Origin of the sequence: Bisgaardia hudsonensis, assembly GCF_004345785.1 — a bacterium.
In the GTDB taxonomy this organism is placed as follows: domain Bacteria; phylum Pseudomonadota; class Gammaproteobacteria; order Enterobacterales; family Pasteurellaceae; genus Bisgaardia; species Bisgaardia hudsonensis.
In genome coordinates, this window is the sequence record NZ_SLXI01000006.1 from 96820 (window position 1) to 110067 (window position 13248).

Sequence of the window (13248 nt, forward strand, 5' to 3'; positions counted from 1 at the left end):
AGAAGTGTTGAGTAAAACAAGAAAGTGTTGAGTAAAATAAAGAAGAGTTATAAATATTAAAATAATAGTGAAAATTATGGTTGATCAAAAAATAGCAATTCAATTAATCTGTGAAACAGAAAATAGCGAAAATTTTACCGCACTTTGTGAATCTCAAGGACTAATTCATCATTCTGAGAGTTATTTAGCTTTAGTTCAGGCTTACGATGAAAAGGGAATTGAACGTTTAGAGTTACGTAAATTGGATGAGCCTAAGCTTGGTGCTGTTTATGTGGATTTTGTTCAAGGAACAATGGCTCATCGTCGTAAATTTGGTGGTGGTCGTGGGGAAGCTATTGCAAAAGCAGTTGGTATTAAGAAAGATTATTTACCAACAATTATTGATGCAACCGCAGGATTAGGACGAGATGCCTTTGTATTAGCGAGTTTAGGCTGTTGCGTGCGTTTAGTAGAACGTAACCCTATTGTTTATTTATTATTACAAGACGGTTTGAAAAGAGCTTATGCTGATGTAGAAATTGGTGATTTTATGCGAAAAAATATGCAATTATTACCTAATCATCATATTTCAGAGTTAGACATAAAAATGGATTTTGCTGATGTGGTTTACCTTGACCCAATGTATCCTCATAAACAAAAAAGTGCATTAGTGAAAAAAGAAATGCGAGTATTTCAACATTTGGTTGGGGCTGATTTAGATGCCGATGATTTGCTAGAACCCGCATTAAAATTAGCCCAAAAGCGAGTGGTCGTGAAACGTCCCTATTATGCGGGGTTTCTCGGAAAAAAAGCACCGCACTTTAGCCGAGAAACTAAAAATCACCGCTTTGATATTTATTCAACACAAGTTTAATAGAATTTCACGGTAATAAAAAAGGTAGCAATAGCTACCTTTAAAGTCAAAGTTTAATTTATTAACTATATTGTCGAATTAATGCAATAAATTCTTCTTCTGTTAAGATTTTTATACCAAGATCAGTTGCTTTTGTTAGCTTAGAGCCCGCACTTTCGCCAACGATAACATAATCTGTTTTACTGGAAACGCTACCACTGACTTTACAACCAAGCTGCAATAAGATTTCTTTGGCTTCAGTTCTTGTCATTTGATTGAGAGTACCAGTTAGAACTACGGTTTTATTTTTTAGTGGATTTTCGCTGATTTCTTTTACTTCAACATCTTGCCAACGTATTCCCTGAGAAATAAGATCTTCTACTACAGCTACATTATGGGGCTCTCTCCAGAAAATATAAATACGATTGGCAACCACTTCACCGACATCTTGCACTTCTTGTAGTTGTTCAATGGTTGCTGTTTTTAATGCATCTAAATTTTTAAAATAGTTTGCTAAATTTAATGCTGTTGCTTCGCCGACTTCTCTGATACCAAGGGCAAAAATAAAACGAGCTAAAGTGGTGTTTTTTGCTTTTTCTAAGCTATTCAGTGCATTTTCAGCGGATTTAGGACCCATTCGCTCTAAACGAACTAAGGTTTCCATATCGAGTTTGAATAAATCGGCAGGAGTATGAATTTTTTCACGATCAACCAGCTGTTCAATTAATTTTGCACCAATGCCATCAATATCCATTGCCTTACGAGAAACAAAGTGTTTCAGTGCTTCTTTTCGTTGTGCTGCACAAATTAGTCCTCCTGTACAGCGAGCAACCGCTTCCCCTTCAATTCTTGTAATGACTGAATCACAGACAGGGCAACGACTTGGGAAAATAATCGGTTTAGCATTAACAGGGCGACGGTCGTGTAGCACGCCAATAATTTGAGGAATAACATCGCCAGCTCGGCGAATAATAACGGTATCGCCAATAGCAATATCTAAACGTGCGATTTCATCGCCATTATGCAATGTTGCATTACTTACTGTTACACCAGCTATAAAAACGGGTTGTAATTTGGCTACAGGAGTAATCGCTCCTGTTCTGCCCACTTGAAATTCAACATCATTAAGAATTGTCAATTCTTCTTGTGCTGGGAATTTATACGCTATTGCCCAACGTGGTGCTTTTGAGATAAAACCGAGCTCTTCTTGTAAGGTAATATCATTAATTTTTAATACAGTACCATCAATATCATAACCAAGAGTATTGCGTTTTTCGCCAATAGTGCGGTAGAAATTTAGAACATTTTCAATTCCTTCACAAACTTGAATTTCTTTATTGATCGGAATACCAATAGATTTTAACCACTGTAATCGTTCAAAGTGAGTGTTAGGTAATTGAACACCTTCAGCAATACCGATACTGTAAGCATTTAACATTAAAGGTCGTTGACTGGTAATTTTAGGGTCAAGTTGACGCAATGAACCAGCCGCCGCATTTCTTGGGTTTGCAAATGTTTTTTCGCCTTTTGCTAACGCTATTTCATTTAATTTTTCAAAGCCAGCTTGTGGCATAAAAACTTCACCACGCACTTCTAAACGAGCTGGCGGGTTTTCCATTAATAATTGCAAAGGAATATTTCTAATTGTTCGAATATTACTAGTAATATCTTCACCAATAGATCCATCACCTCTTGTAGCCGCTTGGCTTAAACGTCCATTTACATACAAAATACTCACCGCTAAGCCATCTAACTTAGGCTCACAGCAAAAGGTTAATGGATTAGGTAAGATAATTAAGCGATCCTGAATACGTTTTACAAAAGCAGTAAATTCTTCATCTGAAAAAGCATTATCCAAGGAAAGCATTGGGATTTCGTGTTTTACTTGCTCAAATCCATCAAGTGGTTTAGCGCCTACACGTTGTGTGGGGGAGTCTTCTGTAACCAGTTCTGGATATGTTTGTTCTAATGTTTTTAGTTGATGAAATAAACGATCATATTCACTATCTGGGATAACGGGGTTATCTAAGATATGATATTGATATTCGTGGTAACGTAATGTTTTTCTTAATTCGTTAATTTGTTTTTCGATTTCAGTTTGCATTGTTTTTTTCTATTGTAAAAACAACCGCACTTTATGGTTAAAAGTGCGGTTATAAATAAAGTCATTTTTTTATAATTATGCTACTCGGTTTAGATAGTCTTGTTCTACTTCATCTGTAAAAATTTCTTGTTTATCTGTGAGTACAAAACCATTTAGTTCTTCTGCAATTGTTTTCGTTGCTCTAATCATTAATCTTAAGTTAGCTAAATCATTTCCATAAGATGGTAATTGCATAAATACGGCAAGACCAATAGTATAGAAATCAACCATATTGTCAGGATCAAATGTGCCGGGTTGTTGAATATTTGCGACACTAAAAAGAATAGGGCTAGTAATACTTAGATCTAAGTGGCGATGATAAATTTGTTTCTCTCCGTAAATAAAACCTAAATCATCAAGCACTTGAGCAATATTAGCACCATTAAATTCTCTATTTTCAGGCGCCACCACATATAGCATAATAAAGTTTCCTTCAATATTACTATCTTCTGAATTCACTTGTTCAGATTGTTTTTCTTGCATTATATTACTATCTGTTTCTACCGATTTCTCTTTTGTGTCGGTAGGTAATGATATTACCGATTGTTCCGTTTTATATTGTGGTTTTGGTCTTGAATACATTGGATATTCTATTTTATCTTCTGAGGCAATATGATCTTGTGCTATTTTAGATAGTTGCTCTCTAATTTCAGGTGAAGATGAATTAATACCTTCTTCTGGATCAGCACTATATTCAATTTCTGTAATACTTGCATTTGTTAACTGAGAAATATCATAATGAGATGATTCAATAGGCGTATTAACTTGTTTAGATGAAGATTTTGGTAAAGTGATTTTGATTTTATCTATTTCTTGTTCAAGATGTTGTGCTCTAGTTGTATTTAGATGTGTTTCATTATCAAAATCAAGAGAATGTTGTTTTGATTCTAGTTCCGTAATTTCTTCTGTAACAGATTCTGAATGTATATTATGAGAAAGTTCCTGGGGCTCTCGAATACGAGCAGATTGAGTGAATGTCTTTTCATTTTGAAAGTATTGCGACTTTTCTTTTCTGTTAGACCAGATGCCATGTACAATTAATAATATAAGTGCCACAATACCCAATATAATTAAAATTGTATTTAAATCCATTAGTTATAACTCCCACTAGCGATAATATATAACAACAACTCAACAATGTATTAGCTTATCATATTTTTAATCATTTAGTGATATTTTAAAATTGCTTTTTTGTGCCTATTGTTTTATTCACCGCTTATTTGTATTCTATCGTTAAATATTAATTTTAGGAATTTGTTATGTTGAATATAGAAGAATTGAAACGAGGGTTTCATTATTTTATTGTTGGGTGGCATTTGTTAACCCAGAAAGGGTTACGACGTTTTGTTATTATGCCTATTTTATTAAATATTTTATTACTGAGTGGATTATTATGGCTATTTATTTCAAAAGTGAATAGTTATCTTGAAATTGTAATGAATTATATTCCTAGTTGGTTAGACTGGTTGAGTGGTATTTTACTCATATTCTCTATTTTAATGATCTTAACATTATTTTATTTTACATTTGTAACTTTATCTGGATTTATTGCGGCACCTTTTAATGGGTTATTGGCAGAAAAAGTAGAAAAAAAACTAACAGGTGAAAATTTGATTGATGTTAGTTTTACTGAATTTATAAAAGATATTCCAAGAATGTTAGGGCGAGAATTACAAAAACTACTATATAGCTTACCTAAAATTATATTTTTATTTTTATTAGGATTTGTTCCAGTCCTTGGGCAGACCATTATTCCTATTGTTGCATTTTTATTTACTGTTTGGATGATGGCAATTCAGTATTGTGATTATCCTTTTGATAACCATAAAATCCCATTTTCTGTAATGAAAGCAGAATTAGCCTCAAAAAGAACCTTAAATTTAACTTTTGGAACCTTGGTAACTGTTTGTACTTTTGTACCTTTTATTAATTTGTTAATTATTCCTGTGGCTGTATGTGGTGCTACCGCAATGTGGGTGAGTGAATATCGTGATGTTTTTAAATTTGATTTTGATACAAAAACTCATAATAACTCAACCTCTAAGGGTATTTCTGGTAGAACGATGAACTACCCGAATTCAATGGATATTAAATAGTATTTAGTTATAGGATAGATTAAATCGTTATTTTTCTATTATTAAAAATTGTGCTAAAACTAGCACAAGTTAAGGTACTTAATAAATTCATAAAAAGGAAAATATAATGAATATTTATTCTGATAATTCATACTCAGTTGGTAAAACACCGTTGGTACGTTTAAAAAATTTTGGTATAAATGGTAATATTATTGCCAAAATTGAAGGCCGTAATCCTAGCTTTAGTGTGAAATGCCGTATTGGTGCAAATATGATTTGGCAGGCAGAGAAAGATGGATTATTAGGTAAGGGAAAAGAAATTGTTGATGCCACCAGTGGTAATACTGGAATTGCATTAGCCTATGTTGCTGCTGCAAGAGGATATAGCATTACGTTAACTATGCCTGAAACTATGAGCCTTGAGCGTAAGCGTTTATTACGTGGACTTGGGGTAAATCTTGTTTTGACTGAGGGTGCAAAAGGAATGAGAGGTGCGATTGAAAAGGCAGAAGAAATTGCTCGCTCCAATCCTAATCATTATGTAACGTTAAAACAATTTGAAAACCCTGCTAATCCAGCTATTCATCAACAGACGACAGGCCCTGAAATTTGGAATGATACTGATGGAAAGGTTGATGTGATTGTTGCAGGTGTTGGAACAGGTGGAACAATTACTGGAATTAGTCGTTATTTAAAACAAGATCAAGGTAAACAAATAATTTCTGTCGCAGTAGAGCCTGCAGAGTCGCCTGTGATTACTCAAACTCTCGCTGGAGAAGAGATAAAACCTGCACCTCATAAAATTCAAGGGATCGGAGCTGGTTTTATTCCTAAGAATTTAGATCTATCATTGATCGATCTTGTTGAAACAGTTGATAGTGAAACTGCAATAGCTATTGCTCGTCGTTTGATGTCAGAAGAGGGGATTCTCGCTGGTATTTCTTCTGGTGCGGCGGTAGCGGTAGCGGATCGTATTGCTAAACGTCCTGAGTTTTCAGACAAGTTAATTGTAGTTGTATTACCTTCCGCTTCAGAACGTTATTTAAGTACAGGTTTATTTGAGGGAATAGACGGTTAATCTAATTTTATATAAAAATATTTTTTCTTCTAAATTTTAAACCTATTTCTGTATAGAAATAGGTTTTTTTATTGATAAAGAAAGTTAAGAGAATTAGAATATCTGCGATTTTTAAATCATCATTTCTTTAACTCTTTAAACACTACCTGTGAGTAGTAAAAGGATATCTTATGACAGACAATGTTAATCGTTATGGCTGGAAAGCCTTATTAGGATCTGCTGTTGGTTATGCAATGGATGGATTCGATCTTCTCATTCTTGGATTTATGTTAACGGCAATTTCAGCAGATCTTGCTTTATCTCCTACGCAAGCGGGTTCATTAGTGACTTGGACATTAATTGGTGCAGTTTTAGGTGGTATTATTTTTGGTGCACTGAGTGATCGTTATGGACGAGTGAGAGTGTTGACTTGGACAATAGTATTATTTGCGGTATTCACAGGGTTATGTGCCTTTGCTCAAGGTTATTGGGATTTACTTATTTATCGAACTATTGCTGGCATTGGTTTGGGTGGTGAATTTGGTATTGGAATGGCTCTTGCGGCAGAAGCATGGCCAGCCAAACACCGTGCAAAAGCAGCCTCCTATGTGGCATTAGGCTGGCAAGTTGGTGTGTTAGCTGCTGCTTTGTTAACCCCGTTGTTATTACCAATTATTGGTTGGCGAGGTATGTTTTTAGTCGGTATTTTTCCTGCTTTTGTGGCATGGTACTTACGTGCAAAATTACATGAGCCTGATGTATTTATTAAAAAACAAGAATTAATAAAAGCTTCATCAAATAAATCCTCAAAACTTGAAGCATTCAAATTACTAGTAAAAGATAAAGCAACAGCCAAAGTGAGCTTAGGTGTTGTGATTTTAACTTCGGTACAAAACTTTGGATATTATGGGATTATGATTTGGATGCCTAATTTCTTATCAAAACAATTAGGGTTTAGTTTAACAAAATCAGGTGTTTGGACTGCTATTACTGTTTGTGGAATGATGTTTGGCATTTGGGTGTTTGGTCGTTTGGCAGATAGATTTGGTCGAAAACCAAGCTTTTTATTATTCCAAGCTGGTGCGGTTATTAGTATTGTTGTTTACTCACAATTAAAAGATCCTAATATTATGCTTATTGCAGGTGCATTTTTAGGTATGTTTGTAAATGGTATGATGGGCGGATATGGAGCGTTAATGGCAGAAGCTTATCCCACAGAAGCTCGTGCAACAGCACAAAATGTGTTGTTTAATTTAGGGCGAGCGGTCGGTGGATTTGGACCTGTGGTGGTTGGTGCAGTGGTTTCAGCTTATTCATTCTCATTGGCGATTGCATTTTTATCTTTGATTTATGTAATAGATATGATTGCAACGATCTTCTTAGTTCCTGAATTAAAAGGAAAAGAGCTTTTTTAAACCATATTATTTGCTATAGCATTTTAAGAAAAAGTGCGGTATTTAAGATGATAATTTTTTAGTTAACTTTCTTACCGCCTTACCGCATCTTTTTTAGAGCGAGATATTTATTTAGTAGTAGGAATGTTCACCACGTTGATGCTCTGTAATATCTTTTGCACCTTTCAACTCATTGGGAAATAATCCAATTAATTGTTTCTCAATACCATCTTTTAATGTTACATCAACCATTGAGCAGCCGTTACAACCGCCACCAAATTGTAAGATAGCATTACCATCTTCGGTAATTTCAATTAAGGTTATGTGTCCACCGTGCCCTGCTAATTGAGGGTTAATTTGTGTTTGAATAACATATTCAACTCTTTCTATTAAAGGTGCATCATCTGCGACTTTGCGCATTTTGGCATTGGGAGCCTTGAGAGTAAGTTGTGTACCTAATTCTTCCGTAACATAATCAATTTCGGCATCTTCTAAAAAAGGTAAACTTATTTCATCAACAAATGCAGAGAAATTACTGTATTTTATTTCTGTGTCTGTCACTTCAACGGCATTAGGGGGGCAATAAGAGACACCACATTCTGCTGAAGGAGTTCCAGGATGAACCACAAAAATTCTGATATTCGTGCCTTCTTCTTGTTGATCGAGCAGTTTACGAAAATGTGCTTGGGCACTCTCTGAAATCATAATTTGCATAAATTTTCCTAAAATATAAATGTAATACTTGAGATGAATAGTCGGAAATAATAACGCTAGATGAGTTTTTTTTCCACCTTTATTTATGTTCTTGCTAGTCCCCATATTTGAATTGCATTTATATTTGATTGATGTAGTAGCTTAGCTATTTCATTGACTGTTGCTCCTGTTGTTATGACATCATCAATAATTGCAACTGATTTATAACCGCACTTTTGCCATTTATTTAATATTTCTTGGTCAAAGCTAAACGCATTTTTTATATTCTTCTTTCTTTTTTTACTATTTAATCCACGTTGGGTTTCTGTGTGTTTTGAGCGAATGATTAAATTTTCTTCTAGAGGAATATTTAACCATTTAGCAAGACATTTTCCTAAAAGTGCAGATTGATTATAACCCCTTTGCCAATGACGTTTATGATGTAATGGTACAGGTATTAACACTTGTGGTAAGGGATTTTGATAAATTCTTTTTGATTGATAGATCTCTAAAAGTAGTAAACGTGCTAAAGTTCTGTCTAGCCAGAATTTATTTTGGAATTTAAATTGATGAATGAGATCAGATAATGGTGGAATATATTTTCCTACTAAAATCATATTGTTCCAATAAAAGCCACTTTGTAAGCAGAAACCGCAAGTTTTGGCGTAATGTGCTAATGTTGATCCACAATGATTACAATAAATAAACCGCTTAATAGAGTGATTACATTGACTACATAATCCATGGCTCGCTATTGCTAGAATAGACTTACATAAAATACAGCGATTATTAAGTAGATTCATTTTATTATTTTCCAAGTAAGGATATTTTTTACTAGCTTCAATGCTATTCATTTAATGAAAAGATAACAAAATATTGATATTGATTTATCGATCTACATCGTAAAGATGATAGAATCTTCTAGGAAATTATGAATATAAAATAAAAAGGATATTTAATGGTTGTACCTAATTACAAAGAAAAAATCAAAATTGTTTTTTTTGATATTGATGAAACCTTATTTTTAAAGGAAAAAGATTACTTACCGGAAAGTACATTTTTAGCTATTCAAAAGTTAAAAAAAGCGGGTGTATTAGTGGGCATTGCTACTGGTCGAGCCCGTTTTAGTTTTCCGAAAAAGTTAAATGAGATAGTTGATGTTCTGGATATTGATATTTTTGTCACGATTAATGGGCAGTATGTTGAGTATCAAGGATGTGTACTGGAAAATAATTCCATTTCTATCGATCAATTGAAAAGAGTCATTGGCTTTTGTGATTCACAGAAAATTAATTATGCACAGGTAGTGAATCATAATATTTTTGTTTCTGAAGCAAGTCATAAATTAAAAAATGCATTGGATCCAATTACAACAGAATACAGTATAGATAAAGATTATTATCAACAACATAATGTATTACAGTTGCTGGCTTTTTATGATGAAACTAAGGATGATTTGGTTAAAAATGCGAATATTTTAGAGGGATTGAAAGTCGTTCGTTGGCATAAGGATTCGGTTGATATTTTGGATGTTAATGGTTCAAAGGCTAGAGGTATTGAGCTGGTTGTGAATCATTTAGGATTGACAATGGACAATGTAATGGCATTTGGAGATGGGCTTAATGATTTAGAAATGCTGAGTTCTGTTGGTGTTGGGGTAGCGATGGGAAACGCACGCGAAGAATTAAAACAAGTTGCGACACATGTTACTGATCACATAGAAGAAGATGGCATTTATAATTTTTTGGTAAAATCTAAATTAATTGACTAATGATATTACCTAGTTGCCCTTTTTAATCCAGTATTGAAACGGGCTTTTTTCTGTTTGCGTAGCTAAAAGTGTATGTTCCATAAACTGGCAAAAACTTGGAATATCTCTCGTTGTAGCTGGATCATCTGCAATGATTAATAGTATTTGTCCTGTTTCCATATAACGAATAGTTTTTCTAACTAACATTACAGGTTCAGGGCAACGTAACCCTAATGTATCTAAAGTTTGATCGATGTTGATGTTATTCATTTTTATTTTTTAGTTAACTAATATTTTTGCGTATAATACTTTACTATTAGTTAATGGTCAAAGTGATAACTTAAAAGAATACATGGAATATCCTATACCGAAAAGTGAAAGTGCGGTTCTTTTTGAAGAAGAAATTAAAAAAAGCCGTTTTATTACTTATCTGAAGCATACTAAAGGGCTTGCTGAAGCAAAAGCATTTTGGCAAGAAATCCGAGACTTACATCCTAATGCACGTCATTATTGTTGGGCAACGGTATCTGAGCAGCCAAATAATTTTCAAGCTTTAGGATTTTCCGATGATGGTGAGCCTGCAGGTACAGCTGGCAAGCCTATGTTAAATATATTACTAGGTAGTGGTATCGGTGAAATTAGTGCGGTTGTTGTTCGCTATTATGGTGGCATTCTTCTTGGTACAGGGGGATTAGTTAAAGCCTATGGGAACGGCGTTAAGCAAGCTTTGGAAAAACTTGAAACAGAAATTAAAGTAGAGCGAAAGCAATATTTACTTGATTGTAATTATGATCAAATAAATTGGTTACAAATACTTTATGAAAAATATAATATTGTAATTTATTCGCAATCTTTTCAAGAAAAGGTGCAGTTTGAGTTGGCTATTAGTGATGATAAACTAGACCCATTTACTCAAGAATTAATTGACCGATCTTCTGGAATGTTGAATTTAACTACAAAAGAATAAGAGAGAAATTGTGCATATTTTATCTATTTTACGAATTGTTGGGATATTAGTGATGAGCTTTTCCGCTACAATGTTAATTCCTGCGGGTATCGCTCTGTTATATGGTGACGGTGGTGGAAAAGCATTTATGCAGACTTTTGCTATCACTTTAAGTGTTGGTACAGTACTTTGGTGGAGTTGTCATAATCATAAGCACGAATTACGTTCTCGAGAAGGATTTTTAATTGTTGCCGCATTTTGGCTTGTTCTTGGAAGCTTGGCGACCTTACCTTTTCTTCTTTTTGATCAGCCTAATTTAACCATTAGTTCTGCTTTTTTTGAAGCATTTTCAGGCTTAACTACGACAGGTGCTACAACTATTGTTGGTTTAGATACATTACCTAAAGCGATTTTATTTTATCGACAGTTTTTACAATGGCTAGGTGGAATGGGTATTATTGTATTAGCAATCGCCATTATTCCTCTTTTAGGGATTGGCGGGATGCAACTATATAGAGCAGAAATGTCTGGACCAATGAAAGAGCAAAAAATTAAGCCAAGAATTGCAGAAGCCGCTAAAATTTTATGGTTTATTTATTCTTTCTTAACCGTGTCTTGTGCATTTTTTTATTGGTTAGCAGGAATGGATGTGTTTGATGCGATAACTCATAGTTTTTCAACGGTATCAATTGGTGGATTCTCGACTCATGATGCAAGTATTGGCTATTTTAACAGCCCAACTATTAATATGATAACTGCTGGATTTATATTGATATCAGCTTGTAATTTTGCTTTACACTTTCGGGCTTTTTCTGTACTAGGAAAGGGTAATTTATTTAAAATTTATTTAAGGGATCCTGAATTTTTATTTTTTATTAAAATTCAAGTGAGTCTAATTGTTATTAGTTCTATAGTTTTACTGAGTGAAAATTATTTTTCAAACACCTTTGAAACAATAGAGCAAGTTATTTTTCAAGTTGTTTCTATTTCTACTACTACAGGGTATAGTACTTCAGATTTTGCCTCTTGGCCTTCATTTATTCCGATGTTATTAGTTCTTGCCTCATTTGCGGGTGGGTGTGCTGGATCTGTTGGTGGCGGTTTGAGAGTGGCAAGAATATTAGTTTTATATTTACAAGGTAAGAGGGAATTAAAACGAGTTGTTCATCCTAATTTAATTTATCCAATAAAATGGGGAAATAAACTATTAGATGAATCTGTTATTGGAAGTATTTGGGCTTTTTTTGCGGCTTATTTATTAGTATTCATTTTTTGTTTATTAGCAGTTATTGCCTCTGGAGTAGCCCCTTTTGATGCTTTCAATGCCGTTTTAGCTTGCTTAAATAATTTAGGTCCAGGTTTAGGGGTGGTAAGTGGTAATATGATAGCCATTCCAGATAGTGGTAAATGGATTTTAACTTTTGCTATGGTTTGTGGGCGTTTAGAGATTTTTGCTCTGCTCGCATTATTTAGTCCAGCTTTTTGGAAGGTGTAAGTATGAAGGTAGTCATTTTATATTCCAGTTGTGATGGTCAAACAAAAAAAATTGCTGAGTTTATGGCTCAACAATTATCATCAGATACGGTTGTAACTTCAGTTCTAGAGCCTGTTGACTTATCAGATTTTACTCATATCGTTATTGGTGCTTCAATTCGTTATGGGCATTTTGATAAAAATTTATATCAATTTATAGAAAATAATTATTCAGAATTATCTCAAAAGAAATCAGCTTTTTTTGGGGTAAATTTAACTGCGAGGAAAGAGGGAAAGGATAATCCAGAAACTAATGTTTATATTAGAAAGTTTTTACAACGTATAGAATGGAAACCTATGCTAATTGGTGTATTCGCTGGTGCCTTGCTTTATCCTCGTTATAAATGGTTTGATCGCATTATGATCCAGTTTATTATGAAATTAACTGGTGGTGAAACTGATACGACGAAAGAAATTGAATATACTGATTGGAAAAAAGTTTCGGCATTTATTGAACATCTAAGATCGAAATAATACAAAAATTTTTGAAAAAAGTGTTAAGTTAATTAATAAAAGATTGAAAACTAATCACTTAGTTAATTTTTTTAAACTTTTTAAAAAAAAGTACTTGCAAAGTTTGATGAGATATCTATAATACGCCCCACAACGACACGACGTTGTCAGAAGAAAATGCTCGTGTCGTTTTTTGTTCTTTAACAATTAATCAGACAATCTGTGTGGGCACTTGTTGATTGACTTTATAAAAATGATTTAAATTATAAAAGTCTTAATAGGTGCAAACTAGAAATTCATAAAAGAATGACTATATGTCAGCTATTGAGCGATCGAACTTAAATTGAAGAGTTTGATCATGGCTCAGATTGA

Annotated in this window: 13 protein-coding genes; 8 read left to right on the forward strand and 5 right to left on the reverse strand. The window is 33.7% G+C overall.

Annotation, left to right across the window (positions count from 1 at the left end; all coding sequences use genetic code 11):
• Positions 1–76 precede the first annotated feature (76 nt).
• A complete protein-coding gene (locus EV697_RS08600) occupies positions 77–853 on the forward strand; it encodes a class I SAM-dependent methyltransferase (RefSeq protein ID WP_132024669.1) in 777 nt (258 codons plus the stop codon).
• Positions 854–914: 61 nt separating this feature from the next.
• Here EV697_RS08600 and ligA read toward each other — a convergent pair whose 3' ends face one another.
• Both ligA and zipA read right to left on the reverse strand, forming a co-directional pair.
• On the reverse strand, positions 915–2936 hold the full coding sequence (gene ligA, locus EV697_RS08605; RefSeq protein ID WP_132024671.1) for an NAD-dependent DNA ligase LigA: 2022 nt from the start codon (positions 2934–2936) through the stop codon (positions 915–917).
• A gap of 75 nt (positions 2937–3011) precedes the next feature.
• On the reverse strand, positions 3012–4067 hold the full coding sequence (zipA, locus tag EV697_RS08610; RefSeq protein ID WP_132024674.1) for a cell division protein ZipA: 1056 nt from the start codon (positions 4065–4067) through the stop codon (positions 3012–3014).
• Positions 4068–4234: 167 nt separating this feature from the next.
• Between zipA and cysZ the strand changes: the two genes are divergently transcribed.
• From cysZ to EV697_RS08625, 3 genes are all read left to right on the forward strand, one after another.
• Positions 4235–5071: a sulfate transporter CysZ gene (gene cysZ, locus EV697_RS08615; RefSeq protein ID WP_132024676.1), complete on the forward strand. Its 837-nt coding sequence runs from the start codon at positions 4235–4237 to the stop codon at positions 5069–5071.
• Positions 5072–5177: 106 nt separating this feature from the next.
• A complete protein-coding gene (cysK, locus tag EV697_RS08620; RefSeq protein WP_132024678.1) occupies positions 5178–6128 on the forward strand; it encodes a cysteine synthase A in 951 nt (316 codons plus the stop codon).
• A gap of 170 nt (positions 6129–6298) precedes the next feature.
• On the forward strand, positions 6299–7522 hold the full coding sequence (locus EV697_RS08625; RefSeq protein ID WP_132024680.1) for an MFS transporter: 1224 nt from the start codon (positions 6299–6301) through the stop codon (positions 7520–7522).
• A gap of 111 nt (positions 7523–7633) precedes the next feature.
• Here the strand turns inward: EV697_RS08625 and nfuA are convergent, their stop codons facing one another.
• On the reverse strand, positions 7634–8215 hold the full coding sequence (gene nfuA / locus EV697_RS08630) for a Fe-S biogenesis protein NfuA (RefSeq protein WP_132024682.1): 582 nt from the start codon (positions 8213–8215) through the stop codon (positions 7634–7636).
• 83 nt (positions 8216–8298) lie between these two features.
• Complete coding sequence (locus tag EV697_RS08635; RefSeq protein WP_132024684.1) at positions 8299–8997, reverse strand: amidophosphoribosyltransferase; 699 nt, start codon at positions 8995–8997, stop codon at positions 8299–8301.
• A gap of 155 nt (positions 8998–9152) precedes the next feature.
• Here EV697_RS08635 and EV697_RS08640 point away from each other — a divergent pair, with 155 nt between their 5' ends.
• Positions 9153–9965: a Cof-type HAD-IIB family hydrolase gene (locus EV697_RS08640; RefSeq protein WP_132024686.1), complete on the forward strand. Its 813-nt coding sequence runs from the start codon at positions 9153–9155 to the stop codon at positions 9963–9965.
• A gap of 9 nt (positions 9966–9974) precedes the next feature.
• Here the strand turns inward: EV697_RS08640 and tusA are convergent, their stop codons facing one another.
• Positions 9975–10214, reverse strand: a complete 240-nt coding sequence (gene tusA / locus EV697_RS08645) for a sulfurtransferase TusA (RefSeq protein ID WP_132024688.1) — start codon at positions 10212–10214, stop codon at positions 9975–9977.
• 82 nt (positions 10215–10296) lie between these two features.
• Between tusA and EV697_RS08650 the strand changes: the two genes are divergently transcribed.
• Genes EV697_RS08650 through hemG form a run of 3 tightly spaced genes read left to right on the forward strand, consistent with a single transcriptional unit; the run spans position 10297 to position 12897 of the window.
• Positions 10297–10911: a YigZ family protein gene (locus EV697_RS08650; RefSeq protein WP_132024690.1), complete on the forward strand. Its 615-nt coding sequence runs from the start codon at positions 10297–10299 to the stop codon at positions 10909–10911.
• Between the two features lie 10 nt (positions 10912–10921).
• Positions 10922–12385 (forward strand): TrkH family potassium uptake protein, encoded by a 1464-nt coding sequence (locus EV697_RS08655; RefSeq protein ID WP_132024692.1) that lies wholly within the window; start codon positions 10922–10924, stop codon positions 12383–12385.
• 2 nt (positions 12386–12387) lie between these two features.
• Positions 12388–12897, forward strand: a complete 510-nt coding sequence (hemG, locus tag EV697_RS08660; protein WP_132024694.1) for a menaquinone-dependent protoporphyrinogen IX dehydrogenase — start codon at positions 12388–12390, stop codon at positions 12895–12897.
• Positions 12898–13248 lie beyond the last annotated feature (351 nt).